Annotated in this window: 16 protein-coding genes; 5 read left to right on the top strand and 11 right to left on the bottom strand. The window is 71.6% G+C overall.

The features are described 5' to 3' along the window. Positions 1 to 214 precede the first annotated feature (214 nt). From VGC13_RS15530 to VGC13_RS15520, 3 genes are all read left to right on the top strand, one after another. Entirely contained in the window at positions 215 to 1,408 is a 1,194-nt protein-coding gene (locus tag VGC13_RS15530; RefSeq protein ID WP_331126178.1) for a glycosyltransferase family 4 protein, read from the top strand. 178 nt (positions 1,409 to 1,586) lie between these two features. After that, positions 1,587 to 3,449 carry a threonine--tRNA ligase gene (gene thrS / locus VGC13_RS15525; protein ID WP_331126177.1) on the top strand — a complete coding sequence of 621 codons (1,863 nt, stop codon included), beginning with the start codon at positions 1,587 to 1,589 and terminating at the stop codon, positions 3,447 to 3,449. A 109-nt stretch (positions 3,450 to 3,558) separates the two neighbouring features. Next, on the top strand, positions 3,559 to 4,290 hold the full coding sequence (locus VGC13_RS15520) for a hypothetical protein (protein ID WP_331126176.1): 732 nt from the start codon (positions 3,559 to 3,561) through the stop codon (positions 4,288 to 4,290). 200 nt (positions 4,291 to 4,490) lie between these two features. Here VGC13_RS15520 and VGC13_RS15515 read toward each other — a convergent pair whose 3' ends face one another. Beyond that, positions 4,491 to 4,670: a hypothetical protein gene (locus tag VGC13_RS15515; RefSeq protein WP_331126175.1), complete on the bottom strand. Its 180-nt coding sequence runs from the start codon at positions 4,668 to 4,670 to the stop codon at positions 4,491 to 4,493. Between the two features lie 479 nt (positions 4,671 to 5,149). Here VGC13_RS15515 and VGC13_RS15510 point away from each other — a divergent pair, with 479 nt between their 5' ends. After that, the gene (locus tag VGC13_RS15510) at positions 5,150 to 7,774 is read left to right on the top strand and encodes a TonB family protein (protein WP_331126174.1); all 2,625 of its coding nucleotides are present in this window, start codon (positions 5,150 to 5,152) and stop codon (positions 7,772 to 7,774) included. 415 nt (positions 7,775 to 8,189) lie between these two features. Here VGC13_RS15510 and VGC13_RS15505 read toward each other — a convergent pair whose 3' ends face one another. The 5 genes from VGC13_RS15505 to VGC13_RS15485 all read right to left on the bottom strand — a co-directional run bounded on the left by VGC13_RS15505 (position 8,190) and on the right by VGC13_RS15485 (position 14,265). Further along, complete coding sequence (locus VGC13_RS15505) at positions 8,190 to 9,602, bottom strand: hypothetical protein (RefSeq protein WP_331126173.1); 1,413 nt, start codon at positions 9,600 to 9,602, stop codon at positions 8,190 to 8,192. Beyond that, positions 9,602 to 11,236: an endonuclease/exonuclease/phosphatase family protein gene (locus VGC13_RS15500; protein WP_331126172.1), complete on the bottom strand. Its 1,635-nt coding sequence runs from the start codon at positions 11,234 to 11,236 to the stop codon at positions 9,602 to 9,604. Before VGC13_RS15500 ends, VGC13_RS15505 begins: the two co-directional genes overlap by 1 nt. Further along, on the bottom strand, positions 11,233 to 11,949 hold the full coding sequence (locus VGC13_RS15495) for an ABC transporter ATP-binding protein (RefSeq protein WP_331126171.1): 717 nt from the start codon (positions 11,947 to 11,949) through the stop codon (positions 11,233 to 11,235). Before VGC13_RS15495 ends, VGC13_RS15500 begins: the two co-directional genes overlap by 4 nt. Before the next feature lie 331 nt (positions 11,950 to 12,280). Continuing rightward, positions 12,281 to 13,459: an ABC transporter permease gene (locus tag VGC13_RS15490; protein WP_331126170.1), complete on the bottom strand. Its 1,179-nt coding sequence runs from the start codon at positions 13,457 to 13,459 to the stop codon at positions 12,281 to 12,283. Beyond that, complete coding sequence (locus VGC13_RS15485; protein ID WP_331126218.1) at positions 13,456 to 14,265, bottom strand: ABC transporter permease; 810 nt, start codon at positions 14,263 to 14,265, stop codon at positions 13,456 to 13,458. Before VGC13_RS15485 ends, VGC13_RS15490 begins: the two co-directional genes overlap by 4 nt. Positions 14,266 to 14,834: 569 nt before the next feature. Between VGC13_RS15485 and VGC13_RS15480 the strand changes: the two genes are divergently transcribed. Next, positions 14,835 to 16,109 (top strand): SDR family oxidoreductase, encoded by a 1,275-nt coding sequence (locus VGC13_RS15480; RefSeq protein ID WP_331126169.1) that lies wholly within the window; start codon positions 14,835 to 14,837, stop codon positions 16,107 to 16,109. A gap of 226 nt (positions 16,110 to 16,335) precedes the next feature. Here VGC13_RS15480 and VGC13_RS15475 read toward each other — a convergent pair whose 3' ends face one another. The 5 genes from VGC13_RS15475 to VGC13_RS15455 form a co-directional block, all read right to left on the bottom strand. Continuing rightward, a complete protein-coding gene (locus VGC13_RS15475; protein ID WP_331126168.1) occupies positions 16,336 to 16,854 on the bottom strand; it encodes a hypothetical protein in 519 nt (172 codons plus the stop codon). 3 nt (positions 16,855 to 16,857) lie between these two features. Beyond that, positions 16,858 to 17,850: a flotillin-like protein FloA gene (floA, locus tag VGC13_RS15470; protein WP_331126167.1), complete on the bottom strand. Its 993-nt coding sequence runs from the start codon at positions 17,848 to 17,850 to the stop codon at positions 16,858 to 16,860. A 151-nt stretch (positions 17,851 to 18,001) separates the two neighbouring features. Beyond that, the gene (locus VGC13_RS15465) at positions 18,002 to 18,619 is read right to left on the bottom strand and encodes an NfeD family protein (protein WP_331126166.1); all 618 of its coding nucleotides are present in this window, start codon (positions 18,617 to 18,619) and stop codon (positions 18,002 to 18,004) included. A 73-nt stretch (positions 18,620 to 18,692) separates the two neighbouring features. Further along, positions 18,693 to 19,274, bottom strand: coding sequence for a TIGR00730 family Rossman fold protein (locus VGC13_RS15460; protein WP_331126165.1), 582 nt, complete (start codon positions 19,272 to 19,274; stop codon positions 18,693 to 18,695). Between the two features lie 92 nt (positions 19,275 to 19,366). After that, on the bottom strand, positions 19,367 to 19,690 hold the full coding sequence (locus tag VGC13_RS15455; protein WP_331126164.1) for a hypothetical protein: 324 nt from the start codon (positions 19,688 to 19,690) through the stop codon (positions 19,367 to 19,369). Between the last annotated feature and the right edge of the window lie 49 nt (positions 19,691 to 19,739).

The raw sequence follows: 19,739 nt of genomic DNA, 5'->3' as shown, positions 1-19,739 counted from the left end.
TAAGGGCTCCATCCGCGTCCTCTCCGCTCCTGCTCCGCGAGCGCTGCGTTCGATCAGCCCTCCGCCGCTCCGGAAGGGGTGAACGGACGCGGCGAAACTCCCGTCCCATCCGGGGCGTACTACACGAAAAGCTGGACAGCCGTCCAGCGAAAGGTGTATACTTAGGGCTTCCAACCAGTTACCCCGGTTCGGAGCCCCCTCGGAGCAGCCGCTGTTGCGCATTCTCTACGTCTCCCACTCGTTCCCGCTCGCCGGCGACCCGCTCAGCAACGTGGGCGGCATGCAGCGCCTGGCGCAGGGACAGTACGCCGCGCTCGCCGAGCACCCGGCGGTAGAGATGCATTCACTGCTGCTGGAGACGTCGTGGAAGGCCACGCCGTACCGCATGCCCGGCTACATGGCGCGGCTGCTGTGGCGGATTCCCGCCATCGTCCGGCGCGAGAAGATCGACGTGGTCCTGCACTCGTCGATGGTGACGGCGTCGCTCACGCCCACCATGACGCGCGCCATCCGCGCGGCGGGCGCGATCGTTGCGGCGGTTCCCGTGGGGCGCGACGTAACGCTGCCCACCATCGGCTACCAGTGGTACGTGCGGCGGGTGCTGCGCTCGCTGGACGCGGTGTTCCCCATCAGCCGCGCGACGGCGCACGAGTGCCTGCAGCGCGGCCTGCCGCCGGCGCGGATGCACGTTGTTCCCTGCGGCGTGGACGGCCAGCTGTTCAGCGCGCCGCGCGACCGCAAGGCCACCCGCCGCGAGCTGCTGCGCTCCATCGGCGAGTCGTCCGAGACCATTCCGGACGACGCGCTGATCCTGGTGAGCGTGGGGCGGCACCAGGAGCGCAAGGGCTTTGCCTGGTTCACGGACCAGGTGATGCCGCGGCTGCCGAAGGACGTGGTGTACCTGGTCACGGGCGAGGGGCCCATGACGCCGCGCATTCGCGAGGCCATCGACCGGCACGGGCTGCACGGCAACGTGCGCATGCTGGGCAAGGTGCCCGAGGACATGCTGGTCCGGCTGTACCGCGGCGCCGACCTGTTCGTGATGCCCAACGTGCACGTCAAGGGTGACATCGAGGGCTTTGGCGTGGTGATGCTCGAGGCGGGGATGTGCGGGATGCCGGTGCTGGCGGCGGACCTGGAGGGGATCAGCGACGTGGTGCGCGAGGGTGAGAACGGGCACCTGGTGCGCAGCGAAGACGCGGACGCATTCGTGGAGCGGGTGATGCGCTATCGAGGAGATCGCGGTCTGGTGGCGGAGGCCTCTCGCAGGGCCTCGGCGTACACGGCGGGGCACTTTGGCTGGCCCGCCATCGCCGATACGTACGTCCGTCTGCTGCAGCAGCAGATCGGCGTCACCACCACGACTACCGGCACCGTCCCGGCGGAGCTCGCCCGAGCGGCAGGGTGAGCATCCACTTCGCCGTACGCACGAGCCGCCTTCCACGAGAGGGCGGCTTTTTCGTTGGCGGACCAGTGGCGCGGGGCGGTGCACGCCGTTACTCTGACGTTTTCACGGACAACGGACCGACAAGACACGCCGCGCCCCATCGGCGCGGCTCACGGCACATAGACGGAGACCAAGGACCATGAGAGACTGGGATCAGTGGCTGCAGGAACGCGAGTGGCAGCCGGTTGCCGCCGACGAGTTCCGCGGCCTTCCGGCGGACGAGAAGCTGCGCCGCATTCGCCACAGCAGCGCGCACGTGATGGCCACGGCGCTGCGCCACGTGCGCCCCGAGGCGCGGTTCGCCATCGGGCCGGCCACGGAGCACGGCTTTTTCTACGACGTAAAGCTGGATTCGCCGCTGTCGCCCGAAGAGATCGCGGCGGTGCAGGAGGGGATGGGGAAGGTGGCCAAGGAGAAGCAGCCCTTCGAGGTGGCCGTCATTCCCCACGCCGACGCGGTGGAGTTCTTTCGCGACAAGGGCGAGCAGTACAAGCTGGAGATCCTGGAGCGCCTGGTGGACCAGACGGTGACGTTCTACCGCAACGGCGACTTCGTGGACCTGTGCGCGGGGCCGCACGTGCCCGACACGGGCTTTTGCCACCACGTAAAGCTGCTGGCGGCGTCGCCGGCGCACTGGCGCGGCGAGCAGAACCCGTCGCTGCAGCGGGTTAGCGGCACGGCGTGGGACAGCCGCGACGCGCTGAAGAACTACCTGTCGTTCGTGGAAGAGGCCAAGGCGCGCGACCACCGCGTGCTGGGACAGACGCTGGACCTGTTCAGCTTTCACCCCTGGGCGGCGTCGGCGCTGTGGCACCCCAAGGGGCTCATCATCCGCAACGAGCTGGGGCGCTTCTGGCGCGAGTTGCAGCCGGAGTACGGGTACGTCGAGATCCTGAACCCCGTGCTGTACAAGCCGGACCTGTTCCACACGTCGGGCCACTGGGAGCACTACCACGAGGACATGTTCATCGTGCGCGACGAGGCGGGCGACCCCGACTTCGTGCTGAAGCCGATGAACTGCCCCGACACGATGCTCTACTACAAGACGCAGGCGCACAGCTACCGCGAGCTACCGCTGCGCGTGGCCGAGAGCCAGGTGCTGCACCGCAACGAGGTCACGGGCGCGCTGCACGGGCTGATGCGCACGCGCAGCTTCGTGCAGGACGACGCGCACATCTTTTTGGCGCCGGAGCAGGTGCAGGACGAGATCCGGCAGCTGCTGGAGCTGGTGGAGCGCTTCTACTCCGTCTTCGGGCTGGAGTACAGCATGAAGCTGAGCACGCGCCCTGAAAAGTTCATGGGCGCCATCGAGCAGTGGAACGCGGCCGAGGCGGCGCTCAAGGCGTCGCTGGACGCGGCGGGGCGCGAGTACACGATCGACGAGGGCGACGGCGCCTTCTACGGCCCCAAGATCGACATCAGCATCCAGGACAGCCTGGGCCGCCGCTGGCAGTGCGGCACGATTCAGCTGGACTTTCAGCTGCCGCAGCGGTTCGAGCTGGAGTACACGGCGCAGGACGGCACGCGGCAGACGCCCATCGTGGTGCACCGGGCCATCTTCGGCAGCATCGAGCGCTTCATCGGCGTGATCGTGGAGCACTTCGCGGGGGCGTTCCCGGTGTGGCTGTCGCCGGTGCAGGCGGTGGTGCTCCCCATCAGCGACGAAAAGCACCTGGACTACGCCGTCGACGTCACGGCGCGGCTGCGCAAGGCGGGGGTGCGGGTCGAGATGGTGCAGTACGAGTCGCTGAACTACCGCATCCGCCAGGCCGAAAAGCAGAAGGTACCGTACATCCTGGTGGTGGGCGAGCGCGAGCAGGAGCAGGGCACGGCGGCCGTCCGCCGCCACAAGGTCAAGGAGCAGCGCGTGCTGCCGGTGGCCGACGTGGTGCTGGAGATCATGGACAAGGTGCGCGCCCGCGAGCTGGACGTGCACGTGGCGAAGATCGCCGCGAAGTTCGTGGAGCCCAGCGCCGCGACGACGGAGGAGAATCCGTACTGAAGTGCGGGAGTGCGGAAGTGCGGGAGTGCGGGAGCTGGTGATCGCCCGCCTCCCGACCTGACGATACACGTATGTGGCCGTGATTCACTCTAGCCGAGCACCCATCCCGATGCGCACGACATGCACGCGCAGGCTCTCGCTGGCCGGCATCGCGCTCGCGCTGGCCGCGGGGCCGGCTCGCGCACAGGAGCTGCCGCCTGCGCAGGAGGTCGTCACCCGGTACTGGAACGCGATCGGCGGCGTACAGGCGGTGTCGGCGCCGCAGTTCCGGCGCACCATCGGAGAGATGACCACGGACGGGCTGACGATGTCGGTGAACTTCATCCAGGCCCGACCCGACAAGATGGTGATGCGCGGCGAGATCCCCGGCCTGGGGACCGTCGAGCAGGGCTTCGACGGTACCATCGGCTGGATGGTGCTCCCCGGACAGGGCGCCCGTCTGCTGCAGGGGCCGGAGCTGCAGCAGGTGCAGAATCAGGCGAAGTTCGACAGCAACCTGCGGTTCGACGAGTACCCGGTGATGGAAACCATCGGGCGCGCCGAGGTGGACGGGCGCGCCTGCTGGCAGGTGCGGATGGTTACGCCGGAGAACGACGAGGCGCTCGGCTGCTTCGGCGTCGATGACGGCTACCTGCTCTCCATCGCCGTCACTGCGCCGGAGCAGACCACGATTACGTTCGGCGACTACCGCCCCTTCGGCGCGCTTACGCTGCCGGGGCGGACCGTCGTCACCGCCGGCGGGCAGCAGGTGGTGCTCACCGTCAGCTCCATCAGCCACGATCTCATCCCCGCGGCGGAGTTCGAGCCGCCCGCCGAGATCAGGGCGCAGCGTTCCAAGTGAAGTGCGTGAGTGCGTGAGTGCGTGAGTGCGTGAGTGCGTGAGTGCGTGAGTGCGGAAGTTTGGAATTCTCGAAGTCGCAGGCTGTATCCTGTAAGCTGTCCGCTGCAACCTTTCGTTACAAGAGAGCCGCCCCGATGCACCGGGGCGGCTCTCTCGTTGGTCACACTTCCGCACTCACGCACTTCCGCACTCACGCACTTTCAACGCGAATCCAGCAGGACCGGCGCGTACCGGCGGTGATACACCGGGGCCAGCCGCTCGCAGAACTCCTCGGTGGTGCCGCCTCGGTTCACGTAGCGGCGCATCAGGGCACACTGCAGCGCCACGTACGCATCGAACCGCGTGGGCGAGGTTTCCAGGAACCGACGAAGTATCTCCATCATCCACTCCTTTCCGGCACCCGGGGACCGGGTGCGCACCCCTGTACCAAAGCATCCCGCGTGCCCCGCGCGGGCCGGTGTACAAGAACGCGTAAACCCTTGTATCTCTGACGATTCGCCGCCGCGGGGCACACCCTCGCGAATCGGGCGCTGGGACATGTGTACCGTCCGTGGGACGCCCTGGTGGGACAATACGGGCACGGCGGCCCAAAGGTGTCAGCACACGGTCTGGCTGCTACGGCGGGATGCGGACGAAAAACGTTGACCAACGCCAACGACGGCACTAGCTTGCGCCCCCCAACCCCAAACTTCGCCGTTCGTTTGCGCCAGCACGCCCGGCGTGCCGAGCGGCTCCATGGATGGATCCACGGCCTGCGTCCTCTGATGTGGAGGGCCGCGGCACCCCGATTTCCGGTGAGCGCACCACGGCCCGACGCCATGGACGCGCCGTCCGGCAACCCTGTCCCGGTCACGCAGTGATGTCCAGCACCGGAATCATGGAACCCGGCACCGTCGTCGCCGACCGCTACCGCATCGACGAGTCCCTGGGCGGCGAAGCGAGCGGCGCGCTGTACCGCGCCACCGACCTGCGCCTGGAGCGCGCGGTGGGGCTGCGCGCGCTGGCCCCGGCCGACGGGGCGCAGCAGGGCAAGGCGGCGGCGCGGCTGGTGCACCCCAACGTGGCGCGCGTGCTGGACTTTGGCCTGGATGCGGCGCTGGGGCTGGAGTTCGTGGTGGCGGACCTGGGCACGGGCGGGTCGCTGGCGGCGCTGCTGGCCCAGCGCGGCATGCCCCCGCTTCCGCTGGCGACGCGCATCGTGCAGGAGGCGGCGGCGGGAATGGCGGCGGCGCACCGCGCGGGGCTGGTGCACGGCGACCTGCACCCCGGCGTGCTGTGGCTTTCGCGCGAGGAGGGCCGTCTGCGCGTGCAGGTGCTGGGGCTGGGGCTGAACCCCGGCGGCGCGCCGCCCTCGCGCGCCACCGCCCGCTACGCCTCGCCCGAGCGGCTGCGACGCGGCAAGGTGCTGCCGCCGGCGGCGGACGTGTTCAGCCTGGGCGTGGTGGCGTACGAGGTGTTCGCGGGGCTCCCCGCGGAATGGACGTCGATGCTGCTGTCGATGGCGCGCGGGCAGGCCGTCATGGCGCCGTCGCTGCGCGATGCGCGGCCGGAGCTTCCCGCGCACGTGGCCCAGGCGGTGCGCCGCGCCCTGCTGGCCGACCCCGCCCAGCGCTGGCCCGACGCCGGCGAGCTGGCCGCCCACCTGATCGCCGAGAGCGCCGCAGCGCCGGCTCCCGCACTCGTGGCGGCCGTGACCCCGGTGGCCCCCGTCACCACCGCCTCGTTCGCCGCCACCGTCTCCGAAGCCGCCGCGCAGTCGAAGCGGGTGGAAGCCGCGGCCGCGCCGGAGCCTGTCGAAGCCGAGTCTCCGTCCGAAGTGGTGGAAATCGCGGCCCTGCCCGAGCGCGAGGTCGTTGAAGCCGCGGCCAAGCCGGAGATGGTCGAAGCCGCGGCGCAGTCTGAGAGCGTGGAAGCCGCCGCGCCCGTCGCCCAGGCCGATCCCGTGATGGCCGAGGTCGAGCCGGCCGTGGTGGAAGAGCCGGAGCCGGTCGTCGCCGTCGTAGCGGAGCCGGCGCCCGTCGTCGTCGCAGTGGTGGCGGATGAGCCGCAGCCGATCGCCGCGTCGGTGGTGGATGAGGTGCCCGCCGCGCCCGTCGTGGAAGCGGCCGCCGAGCCGGTTTCGGAGCCGGTCGCGGCGCCCGCACCGCGCCGCCAGCCGCCGGCCCGCCGCGCGCCGCTCGTCGCGGCAAAGACGGACCTGGCCGACAGCCTGTACATCCCGCCCGTGCTGCAGAAGGCTGCCGCCGCTTCCGAGGCACCCCGCCCCGCGACCCCGGTGGAAGCCCCCGTCTCCGCGCCCATCGTCGTCTCCGCGCCGGCCGTCTCCACTCCCGCCGTATCCGCACCTGCCGTATCCGCACCCGCCGCTCAGGCGCCGAAGCCGGAGCCCGTGCTGGCGAAGGCGGAGCCGGTGATCGCCGCGCCCGTTCGGCCGGTGCGGGAGTTGGATGATGCGATTGAGGCGCCGCTCGTCCCGATCGCCAGGACCCTGACGGTGCTGCCGGCGGCGGAGTCCGTCGCCCTGGTGCCGGTGGATACGGCGGAGACGGCCGTGGTCCAGTTTGCCGAGCGGCGCCGCAGGCCAGGGCTGGCAAGGCTGGGGCAGCCCGCGGGCAGCCAGCGGCGCGGGCTGATCGCGGCCGGCATCGCCGCGGCGGTGCTGGTGGGCGGCGGCGTGATCGCGAAGACGGTGCTGGCGGGCGCGGATGCCACGGCGCCCGCCGCCCAGCGGCTCGCCGCCGCGGCGATGATGCCCGGTGCGGGCGGCACGGTGCGGCCCCAGCAGCCGGCCGTGGCCGATCCGGCCGCCGTGCAGCCCCTTCCGCCGGTGGATTCGGCCGCGCGCGCGGCGCTTACGCCCGAAGAGCAGCGGCGGCAGGACGAGGAGCGCAAAAAGCTGGAGGAGCAACGCCGCCTGCAGCTGCGCCAGCGCGACTCGCTTCGCGCCGCACAGCAGCTGGCGTCGCAGGCGCAGGCGCAACCGATCGCGCCGCAGCAGGTGGCGCTGGCCACCGCCCGCCCCGCCGCCTCGGCGCCCGCGCCGCAGATCGAGCAGCGCGCGCCCGCGGTTTCCGCCCCCGCACCGGCCGAAACCGCGGCGCCCGCTCCGGCGCCCGCGCGTCCGCGGGTGGACGCCAGCCGCGTCTACGGCGGCGGCGAGGTGGACCAGGCGCCGTCGCTGGCGAACGGCTCGTCGTTCCGCAGCGCCGTGAACCGCACGTATCCCGCGACCCTGCGCAGCAGCGGCGTGTGGGGCAACGCGCTGGTCTCGTTCACCGTGGGAACGGACGGGCGCGTGGAGCGTTCGTCCATCAGCGTGGAGCAGGCGTCGCACCCCGCCTTCCGCGCCGCGGCGCAGGCGGCGATCAGCTCCGCGCGCTTCAACCCCGCGCGCGTCGACGGCCAGCCCGTGCGCGCCACCGTGTCCATGCCGATTACGTGGCAGGGCTCGGGGGCGCGGAACGAGGATGAGGAGAGGGAATAGGGGATAGGTTACAGGGGACAGGGAATAGGTAATAGGGAATAGCCTGCAACGGCTCCCGCAGAATCGCCCCGGCTTCCACGTGGAAGCCGGGGCGATCTCGTTGCGGCACGGCCGGAAGGTGACGGAGGGCACCTCAAGCCACACCTGAGCGCCGTGTGGATTGATGACCACGCCTAGAACATGCGCGCATCCAATCTGTCATTCCGAAGGAGGCGCCGCACCGATCCGTCCTCTCGCGGGATACTCTGGCGCCGACTGAGGAATCTACCGTCGGAATGCTCGTGGCCTGCCGGTGACGCGACGGGCCTGCGGCCACAATCCGCGAAGGCGGATTTCGCGATTTTCCAGCGGCGAATTCATTCGCTCCTGGAGGGGGCGGCCGCGATTCGCTGTCTGGAATGCGTCGCCTGCGCCGTCAGTCCACGTACGTCTCGAAGAAGCCGGTGAGGCGGCCGACGGTGCGGCCACGCTCCTGAACCGTGGCCACGCCGCGCATCTGCACGAACCAGCGGCGCGCGGGGCGGTTCATGTCCGTCACGTGCACGGCGGCCACGTCCACGGTAACCCGCAGGCCCTGCCGCGCATCCTCGAAGGCGAAGCGGCGGGGCACCTGGATCCGCCGCCCCTCCGCGGTGGCAGTCTGCATCTCCAGCACCTGGATGTCGCCGGGGCGATAGACGCCGCGCACGCCGTCCCCATCCACCAGGTACGCGAACAGCCCCTCCGCCGCCGCGGTGCCCCCGCCGCGCACCACGCCGTACAGCAGCGACAGGTTCGCGTCCGACGCCGATCCCCACTCCCACGAGACGTCGCGCCACACGCCCCAGTTGTGGTCGTGGTACGCCTGCGCGCCGCGCACGGCCTCGCACGCGGGGAGGCAGACGGTGCCCTCGGCGCGGGCGTGCAGCGCGGGCGCCACGTACCCCGAGATCAGCTCCGAGCCCCCCAGGTCCGTGGGCGGAAAGTAGCGGCGCGGCGAGGGCTGCACGCGCAGGTCCACCCGCACGCCCCCCGCGTCCGCCGCCACCCGGTACGCGTCCCCCTCCAGCCGCACGAAAGCCCGCTCGCCAAAGCGCAGGTCAGGCGACGTGGTATCGAACCGCACCTGCTCGCCGGGGAGGTCGCGCGTCAGCGAGCGGTGCGTGCCGTCCGGCTCGCGCACGGTCAGCAAAATGCGCCCGCCCCAGCGGCCCGGCACGCCCACTTCGCCCGCCACCATCAGCGTTACGTACACCCACCGCGCGTCATCCAGCACCACGTTGAAGTAGTGCCACTCCGCCCAGGTGCTGTCGCGGACGGGCGGAACGTGGAAGCGGTCGATCTCCCGCAGCAGGGTGGATCGATCCGGCGCGGTCCAGCGGCGGTCCGCGTCCGAATCCATCCACCGCCCCGAGAGCAGGTTGGGCGATGCGCCCGCCGCCCGGGCGCGCGACGGGATCTCGCCCGTGGCGATGACGCCGATGCGCCGCTCGCCGGCGAACAATTCCACCGGCTTGCCGTCCAGGATGGGGCTCGCGGAGCGGATGCCATGCTCGCGCAGCCCACGCGGCGACTCCAGCAGGTTGCGCTGAAGAAAGCGCGCGTGGTCGATGCCCAGGAAGAGCGACGAAACGCCGCCGGCCTTCAGCATCTCGGCGCTGATGCCGGCGGGGACCACCACCACGTCGCCGCCGCCCACCAGCTCGCGGTCGCGCGCCTGCTCCAGCATCGCCTCACCCACCGCGAGCAGCACCACCATCACCGCCACGCCCAGCGCGTAGCCGCCCAGCAGGAACAGCGCGCGCCCCGGACGGTTGCGCAGCTCCGCCAGGGCAAGGCGAACGATCATCAGCGCCCCGCGCCCCAGCGCAGGTCCGTCACCACGGGCAGGTGGTCGGTCACGCGCGACGTGTCGTCCGTCACCCCGTGCCGCGCCTGCCACTCGGGGGAGAGGTCGCCGGAGCGAAAGACGAAGCCGCCCACCCAGCCCACCGACGCCTGGCTGTACAGCACGTAGTCCAGCCGGCTGGGCGCGAACGGCTCCTCCGGGTTCTCCCAGGTGGCGGACGAGACGTCGTCCAGCCGCAGCGGCTGCGCCACCCAGAGCCGGCGGTCGTCGACGTCCAGCTCCCGCGTCAGCAGCTCCAGCGGTTCCGGGCTCCCCACCAGGTTCAGGTCACCCGCCATCACCAGCCCGTCCACCCCGCCCGCGCGCATCGCCGCGACGACCGCCTCGCGGATGGCGAGCGCCTCCATCCGCCGCAGCCGGTCCCTGGCGCTTCCCGGCGTGCCGCCGCTCTCCAGGTCCATCGTCACCACCAGCAGCGGCTGCCCGGCCACCTGCACTACCGCGCCCAGCGCGGGGACGCCCTCCGCCCGCCGCCGCTCCATCGCCTGCCGCGCCTGGGGCGGGGCGTCCGCGGGGAGCAGATCGAGCACGGAATCGGGATAGGGAAGGATGTCGGCGAACGGCGCCGCCACCACCGGCGCCGCCCCGCGGGTGGCGATCACCCCGCGCTGCGTGCCGCCGGAGGTGCCGTAGGCCGCGCGCCACGGCTGGCCGCCGGGAACCATGCGGTTCAGCAGCGCCTCCACCTCCCGCGCCGAGTGCCCGCCGGCCACCTCGTCCAGCACCAGCAGGTCGGGGTTCAGGGCGCGCAGCGCGGCGCCGAACGCCTCCGGACGCTCGAACATCGTCTCGCGCCCCACGTTCCACGAGACCATGCGGAACTCCGCCGCCGCCCGCCGCGCCAGCGGGTCCGCCGGGCCTTCGCCGCGCGTCACGGGTCGCGGCGCGGGATCGGCCAGATCCATCGTGAACGCACGGAGCGAATCCACCACCGCGCCGGCGGAATCCAGCGACAGCAGCCGCGCCGTCATCCGCGCGCCGAACGGCACCGCGCCGCCGCGGGCGATGCGCATCTCGAAGAACTCCGACGCGTGCGACGGCGCCGTTATCACGCCCGCGGCGTACGCCGGAACGAGGCGCGTCGTGTCCTCGCCCGCGCTCCGCGTCCGCACCCCGATCCCGGCGTGCATCCCCTCCTGCCACACCGGCGAGAACTCCACCGCCGCGTCCACACCGTCGACGCCGTGCGCCCTCCACCCGGACGCCGGATCGCCGTCCGCGTCCATCACCAGCACCAGCGTTCCCGGCAGGCTCTGCAGCGCGGCCTCCTGGGCCAGCTGGATGCGCAGGTACACCGCGTCCGCGTCGTGCCGCACCTGCATTCCGCGCAGGGGCGGGTACACGGGGACGGGCTGCGGATGCGCGGGAAGGCCGCCGTGGCGGTGCGCCTGCCGGCGTCCGCCGCTGATCCAGGGCGCCGCCTCCCACTCGCGGGGCACGCCGTCCAGCACCACCTCCCGCTCGTGGAAGGGGCGTGTGTCGATGGAGTACGGCTGCGCCGCGGCCGCGCCGGAAACGAGCGAAAGGGCCAGCGCCGCGACCATCGAGGCGCGCCGCGAGATCGAACGCATCATGCGGGATGTGGAGGATGGGATGCGGGGCCGGCTTCCGGTCCGCCGTCGCGCACCACCAGCCCGTCCGCCATCTCCACGCGCCGCCCCGCGCGCTGCGCCACGTGCGGATCGTGGGTAACGATGACCAGCGTGGTGCCGTCCGCGTTCAAGCGCTCGAACAGGGTGATGATCTCGTCGCCGGTGCGGCGGTCCAGCTCGCCCGTGGGCTCGTCGGCAAAGACGATCTCAGGCCGGTTGGCCAGCGCCCGCGCGATGGCGACGCGCTGCTGCTCGCCGCCGGACAGGTGCGGCGGGCGGTGGGTGACGCGGTGGCCCAGCCCCACGTACTCCAGCAGCTCCCGCGCGCGCTGGCGCCGCTCGCCGCGGGGCACGCCGGCCTCGGCCATGGGCAGCTCCACGTTCTCCGCCGCCGTGAGCACCGCCAGCAGGTGGAATCGCTGAAAGATGAAGCCCACCTTTCGCAGCCGCAGCGCCGACCGCCGCCCCTCGTCCAGCGCGTAGACCGCCTCGCCCAGCAGCTCCACGGACCCGCGGGTGGGCGGCTCGATGCCGGCCAGCACGTTGAGCAGCGTGCTCTTTCCGCACCCCGACGGCCCCACCACCGCCACGTGCTCTCCGCGCGCCACGGTGAGGTCCACCCCGCGCAGCGCGTGCACGGCGTCGCCCTGGTAGGGGAATTCCTTGATGAGCCCGCGGGCCTGGATGATCTGCAAGACGAAGTGCGAGAGTGCGTTAGTGCGTTAGTGCGTTAGTGCGTTAGTGCGTTAGTGCGTTAGTGCGTTAGTGCGTTAGTGCGTTAGTGCGTCAGACGTAAATAGCCACGGATCCCGGTGCGCGGAAATGGGTGGCGCTCCCGCTGCCGTGGCGAATCACGGGCCGAATCCCGCTACCCCGCGCCGGCCCCCGCCCTCCCGAGCGGGTGAAGCCCCGCCTGGCGAGCTTTGCGAGCCTTGGGCGGGGCTTATGGCCCTTCTAGCCCCGGGTTTCAACCCGGGGCGGCTCAACCCGGGGACTGCCGTGCGCGACGAACCCCACCGAAGCCCCTCACTCCGCCTCCTCGCGCAGTGCCCGCCCCAGCGGCGTTCGCACCGCGTTCCACCCCGGCAGCAGGCCGGCGAGCGCGCCGACGAGGATAACGATGCCGGTTGCGAGCAGCACGCGGCCGGGCTCCCAGGCAAAGAAGGTCATCTTCGCCGGGATGCCGGGAAACCCCAGGAGAATGCGGTCCAGCCGGCCCGCCATCCACAGCCCCAGCGGCAGCCCCAGCAGGCACCCGATCCCCGCCAGCACCAGCCCCTCCACCACGATCGCCAGCAGCACCCGCCCGCGCGCCACCCCGATCGCCCGCAGCGTGGCGATCTCGCCAAAGCGCTCGCGCACGCCGATGGTGATGATGGTGGACACCAGCAGCGCCGTCACCACCAGCGCAATGCTTCCCAGGATGGTCGCCAGCTGCTGAAAGTAGAGCAGGCGGCGGTCCATCTCGGCCATCAGCTCGCGCGTGGAGTAGGTGGATACCTCCGGCACCGCCGCGGTGATCCGGTCCGCCAGCGCGTCGTCGTCCACCCCCTCGTCCGTGGCCACGCCAAAGAGCGAGACCTCGCCGGTCCGGCCGGTCACCCGCTGCACCTCGCCGATGGGCATGGCGAGGGAGCGCTGGTCCGCATAGTCGTACAGAAAGTCCGCCACGCCGCTGATCCGGTACGCCCGCGTCTGCCGCGCGCGCCCCAACGACACGTCCAGGTCCGCCGCCAGCCGCAGGGTGTCGCCCACCTCCAGCCCTTCGTCGCGCGCCAGCGGCTCGCTGACCGCCACCTCGCCCGCGCCGGGCTCGCGGCCGTCCACGATGCGGTAGAGGAACTGCGAGGCCGGGTCGACGCCGCTGGTGAACAGCGGTTCGCCGGCGCTGTCGCCGCGCGCCAGGTAGAACTGCGCGCCCAGCACCGGCGCCACGGCGCGCACCCCCGGCACCGCCGCGATCCGCCGCCCCACGTCGTCGCCCGCGACGATCCCCGCCTCGCTGTCGAAGGGCAGGCTGCCGCGCGGCGTCACCCGCAGCGCGTATCCGCTCACCCCCAGCAGCTCGCCGAACGAGCCGGTCAGGCCGCTGGCCAGCATGGTCATGTCCAGCAGCAGCGCCGCGCTCACGGCGATCCCCGACAGCGCCAGCGCCGTACGCCCCCCGCGGCGAAAGAACGAGCGCAGAAAGGCGGATACGATCACCGTTCGCCCAGCTTCTGCGGCGCCACGCGCACCACGCGCCACGCCGCCAGCGCGCCCGCCGCCGCCCCCAGCGCCAGCCCCAGGAGCGCGGCGAGGAGGACGATGCGCGGCGTCACCAGCGCAAACCGCAGCGTGGTGTCGTAGACCCGCGCGTAGTAGGCGTTGACCACCTTCGCGACCAGGATCCCCAGCCCCGCCCCCGCCGCCGATCCCACGATGGCGATGCCGATGGCCTCGAGCACGATGGCGCGGAACACCGTGCCGCGGCTGACGCCGATGAGCCGCAGCACGCCCATGTCGCGCTTTCGCTCGTCCACGCGGATCACCATCACGCAGAGCAAAAAGATGGCGCTCGCCAGGATGGTGACGATGCCGATGGCGTCGTGGAAACGCGAGACAACGGCGAAGGTGGCGCTGGTCTGCTCCGCCAGCGCCGCGCTCCCGTACGCCCGCGTGCCGAACGCCACCCCCTCGATCCACCGCGCCGCCGAGTCCGCGTCCGCGCCGGGCGCCAGGACGATGGCGAAGCGGTCCACGCGGTCGTGCGTGGGGAGCATGGCCTCCAGGTCCGGCAGGTGCAGGCGCACCTCGTAGTCGTTGCGGGCGATGCGGTTGGGGTCCGCCTCGCGCTCGAAGACGCCGGCCACCACGAACGGGCGCGCCGGGCCGGTGCCCGCCAGCGCCCGCGCGCGCACCGTGTCGCCCACGGCCAGCGGAACCGCCTCCGCCAGCCGCCGCTCCACCAGCATCTCCGGCACCTGCGCCGGCGGGCTCCCCGCCTGCAGCGCCGCCGCCATCCACAGCATCGCGATCAATCCGCCTCCCTTGGCTCGCCGGGAAGCTAGCCTCTGCAAAGGTGATGCGGGAGGGGATGGAGTGAGCGGGTGAGCGGGTGAAGGGGTGAACGGGTGGGTGCGCCGGATCCGCCGGCGGGTGCGCACGGCCGCCACAGGCTAAAGCCCGCGGCTAGAAAGGCCAGAAGCCCCGTCTCAGCTCGCTTGCGCTCGCCGAACGGGGCTTGGACTGCGGAACGCACCCGGAGGTATTCGCGCCGTCTATACCCCTCTCCCACTTGTGGGAGAGGGTGCGAGCCTAAGCGAGCGGGTGAGGCCCCCCGCGGACGCAGCGGGATGCCGTTCGACCGCCTCAAACCCCGCCTCACCCCAACCTCCCCCAAACTTGGGGGAGGTGCGAGCCTGAGCGAGCGGAGGGGGCGCCCGCGCTGCATCGTCCGAAGCGCCGCACTTTCGCACTCCCGCACTCCCGCACTCCCGCACTCCCGCACTCCCGCACTCTCCGTCCCCCTCCGGCCCATCGCTTGCATCCGCCTGCCGGCTTGCTGCAGACGGGCCTCAAGTGCATGGGAGAACGCAAGATGCAGATCACGCTGAAGCCGGTTCGCGAGCAGGTGATGGTGGTGACGGGCGCCTCCAGCGGCATCGGGCTGGCCACCGCGCGCGCCGCCGCCCGCCGCGGCGCGCGGGTGGTACTGGCCGCGCGCGACGAAGAGGCGCTGCGCCGCATCGTGGCAGAGATCCGGGGTGAGGGCGGCGAGGCGACCTTCGCCGTGGCCGACGTGGGGAACGCCGCCGACGTGCGCGGCATCGTGGAGACGGCGCTGCGCGAGTTCGGCGGGTTCGACACCTGGGTGAACAACGCCGGCGTCTCCATCTACGGCCGCCTGACGGACGTGCCGGTAGAAGACGCGGAGCGGCTGTTCCAGACCAACTACTGGGGGATGGTGAACGGGGCCCTGGCCGCGCTCCCCTACCTGCGGCAGAGCGGCGGCGCGCTCATCAACATCGGCAGCATCGTCTCGGACCGCGCCATTCCGCTGCAGGGGCACTACAGCGCCAGCAAGCACGCCGTCAAGGCGTTCACCGACGCGCTGCGGATGGAGCTGGAGCACGACGGCGCGCCGGTCGCCGTCACGCTGGTCAAGCCGGGCTCCATCCACACCCCCTTCACCCAGCACGCGCGCAACCTCATGGAGCGCGAGCCCGACTTTCCGCCACCGGTCTACCGGCCGGAGACGGTGGCGCGCGCCATCCTGTACTGCGCCGAGCACCCGCGGCGCTCCGTGACCGTGGGCGGCGGCGGGCGGATGAACGCCATGATGGGCATTCTGGCCCCGCGGCTCACCGACCGCATGATGGAGCGCAACATGTTCCGGGGGCAGATGAAGGACGAGCCGGCGCGCCCCGGCCGCCGCGACACCCTCTATCAGCCGCCGCTGGAGAACGGGCGGCTGCACGGCGACTACGAGGGGTACGTGATGCGCACCAGCGCCTACACGCGCGCCGCGCTCAACCCGCCGCGCACCGCGCTGGCGCTGGCCGCCGTGGGCGCGCTGAGCGTGCTGCTGGCCAGCAACGTCCGCCGTCGCGGCCGCACGGCCGTCGACGTGCACGGGGTCGCGGACGACCTTCCGTTCGCCGGCCGCCCGATGGCGGGCGACCGGCTGGACGTTCCCGCCGGTGAGCTGGAGATGCGCAGCGACGACTACACGTCGCGCGGCGCCCCCGGCTACGTGCCCCAGGACGGCTACGTCCTGCCGCGCGAGACCGCCGCCGGCTACGGCCGGGATGACGAGTACGCCCTGCGCGGCGCCGACTACGGCTTCCACGGCGGCGCGGACGAGGCGCACTGACGTCACGCGGCCACGCGCAGGAAGCGAAGAGAGGACGCGGATGAAGGCTTCATCCACGTCCTCGTCTTTTCCTTCCATGTCTCCGCGTGATTCCAGATCCTGAAACAGAATAATCGTACAGAGGAACAGAGGCAGACAGAGAAAGCGAGCCGAGACATCATCGTGGTTCCTCTGTCTACTCGGTTCCTCTGTACTCTTAACGGTGTTGTTCCTCGATAAGGGACGGCTACTTCCGCAGCGACTTGGGCGGACCCAGGATCTCGGCCATCAGCACCGCGCGGCGCAGGGCGGCGGGGTCGCGCAGCTCGTCCAGCAGCCCGTGGCGCGCCGCCGAGCCCGTGGAGTGCACGTCCACGTAGCGCTTGTGAAAGCGGTCGTGCTCCGCCTCCCAGTCCACCTCCTGCTCCAGCGTGACCGCCGCCTCGGGCATGGGGCGGGCCTCCACCGACATCCCCTCCGTCCGCTCCAGCGACACCACCTCCACCGGCGTCTCAATCGTGGCGTCCCGCTCGGCGTCGCCCGCCAGCTCGTCCCACATCAGCTCCGACGTGCTTTCTTCCAGGCTGCCGGTCCGCGCGGGGAGGGTGGCCGCCGGCGCGCCGCCCACGCGCAGCACGTGTTCCGGCGGCACCTGCGACACGTCGTAGAACGCCGGGGGCGGCAGCTTGGGCGTCTTCTTTCCCGCCTCTGACTTCACCACCGAGAAGATGATGAAGAAAAAGAACAGGAGGACCAGGAACTCCATCCGTCAGGCTCCGCCGCCGTTGCCCGGCACCGGGCCCGCCGGCGCCGCCAGCGCGCGCCGCATGGAGGTGTCGCTCTGCATGTTCTGGATGCGGGTGTAGTCCATCACCCCCAGGTTGCCCTTGCGGAAGGCCTCGGCCATGGCCAGCGGCACCTGCGCCTCGGCCTCCACCACCTTGGCGCGCATCTCTTCCACGCGGGCGCGGTTCTCCTGCTCCAGCGCCACCGCCATGGCGCGGCGCTCCTCGGCGCGGGCCTGGGCAATGCGCTTGTCGGCCTCGGCCTGGTCCGTCTGCAGCTCGGCGCCGATGTTCTTGCCGACGTCCACGTCAGCGATGTCGATGGACAGGATCTCGAACGCCGTCCCCGCGTCCAGCCCCTTGCTGAGCACCGTCTTGCTGATGTTGTCGGGGTTCTCGAGCACCGCCTTGTGGCTGGCCGCCGAGCCGATCGTCGACACGATGCCCTCGCCCACGCGCGCCAGGATGGTCTCCTCGCCCGCGCCGCCTACCAAGCGGTTGATGTTGGCGCGCACCGTCACCCGCGCGATGGCGATGAGCTGGATTCCGTCCTTGGCCATGGCCGCCACCCGCGGCGTGCTGATGACCTTGGGGTTCACCGACGTCTGCACCGCCTCGAGCACGTTGCGCCCGGCCAGGTCGATGGCGGTCGCCTGCTGAAAGGTGAGGGTGATGCCGGCCTTCTGCGCGGCGATCAGCGCCTGCACCACGCGCTCCACGTTGCCGCCGGCCAGGTGGTGCGCCTCGAGCTGCGTCACGTTCAGCGGCAGGTCCGCCTTGTGGGCCGTGATCAGCGGGTGGACGATGCGCGCCGGGTTCACGCGCCGCAGCTTCATGGCGAACAGCCGCGTAAGCCCCACGTACACGCCCGACGACACCGACTGAATCCACAGCCCCAGCGGGACGAATTGCAGAAAGATGATGATGCCGATGAAGGCCAGAAAGATCAGGAACAGCGTGGATGCGATCGGGTCCATGGTCGCGGTCTCGGGTCAGGGGTCGGGGGCCCGCCAGGGGGCGGAACCGGCACCGGAGACGAACATCCGTCCGGCGCGGATCGGTCGTACGTGGATGGGGCGGAAGAAGTTGCGAGTAGCTGCTGCTCCTCGATCCGGAACGGGCGAAGCTTCAGCCCGGCAGCGTCTCGTCCGCGGGCGGGGGCGGCGGAAGGGGGACGGCGCGCACCACGTGGCGGTAGCCTTCCGCGCGCAGCACGCGCACGGGCGAGCCGGCGGTGATCCACCCCGCCTCGCTCACCACGTCCAGCCGCTCGCCCGCGATCTCCGCCTTTCCCGCCGGGCGCAGGTCGGTGAGCGCGATGCCGTCCACCCCCTCCAGCTCCGGGCGCGGCAGCGCGGCGATGTAGCCGTCCTCGCGGCGCAGCATGCCGCCCAGCAGCGGGTCGCCCGCGCGTATCCGCGACGCCACGCCCCAGATGGCCACGCCCACCAGTGTAAGGCTCGAGACCACCGCGCCCACGGCGATGGCCACGTCCATGGGCCCGGGCACCGGCCCCATGATGGACAGGACGATCCCCACCAGCACCGCCACCAGCCCCAGCAGCGCCGCCACGCCGTGCCCGGGGATCAGGAAGACCTCCACCGCCATGAACAGCAGCCCCGCGACCACCAGCAGCGCGGGCATCCACGGCGCCAGCCCCAGCGCCCCGGCCAGCGCCGGCGGCATGGCGTGGGCGGCCGTGGGGACCATCGTCAGCAGCGCGGCGGCGGACAGAGTCAGGCGCATGGGATCGGGAGGGAAGGGACGTGGTGGCTGGAACAAGTCTACTCCGTCGGGGCGCGCGCTCCAAGTGCGGCGATCAGCGCTCGCCGGGCTGGATCCACTTTTCCGCGTCCGGCGGCACGAAGCCGCGCATCCGCTCCAGCAGCCGGTCTGGGTCCGCCTCCGTCAGCACCATGGCGCGGTGCTGGGGGCGGATGAAGCCTTCCGCCACGCCGTGGTCGAACATCGCCAGCAGCGCATCGTAGTAGCCGGCCACGTTCAGCAGGGCACAGGGCTTGGGATGGATGCCCAGCTGCGACCAGGTGATCACCTCGCAGAACTCCTCGAACGTCCCGTATCCCCCCGGCATGGCGACGAAGCCGTCGCTGAGGTCCGCCATCAGCGCCTTGCGCTCGTGCATCGAGCCCACGACGTGCAGTTCGGTGAGCGCCGCATGCCCCACCTCGCGCCGCATCAGCGCCTCGGGAATCACGCCGACGGCCTCACCGCCCGCCTGCATCACCGCGTCCGCGACGATCCCCATCAATCCCACGCGGCCGCCGCCGTACACCAGCCCCATCCCCTGCCCGGCCAGCGCACGCCCCATGGCCCGGGCCGCGTCCGCGTACTCCGGCCGCACGCCCGGGCTGGAGCCGCAGAACACGCAGATTCGCTTCATCAGTCCAGGAAAAGATGGGCCTCACACGGAGCCGACGGAGTGAGCGGAGTTGGTCTCCGCCGGCTCCGCTGGCCCCACGCGAGGCGCTTTGCTCAATGGCCGGTATGGCCGGAGTCCGCGTGCGCCGTGTGGCTGGTGTCCGCCTGGGCGGGCGCGGCCGTCGCGGGTGCGGGCGTGGTGGGCGACGTCGTCGGCGCGCCCTGCGGCGCGGCGCCGGGCGCGGGGGTGGCCGCCGGAGCCGGAGCGGGCGTGACGGGCTGTGCGGCCGGGTCCGTGCCGCCCACCATCTCGGTGGTCAGCGGCGGGGGCGGCAGGGCCGCGTCGGTCACCGGGCTCTCCTGCTCTGCCGGCTCCTTGGCGCACCCGGCCAGCGCCAGGGCCATCACACCTGCGCACACCACGGCAAAACGGACCATACGTCCTCCTGTACGAATTGAGATCGGATCACGAGCCCACAGCATACGA

The organism is Longimicrobium sp., from assembly GCF_036399255.1.
Taxonomy (GTDB): Bacteria; Gemmatimonadota; Gemmatimonadetes; order Longimicrobiales; family Longimicrobiaceae; genus Longimicrobium.
The sequence above is the reverse complement of the archived record's forward strand: the minus strand, read 5'-3'. Positions and strand labels throughout refer to the sequence as shown.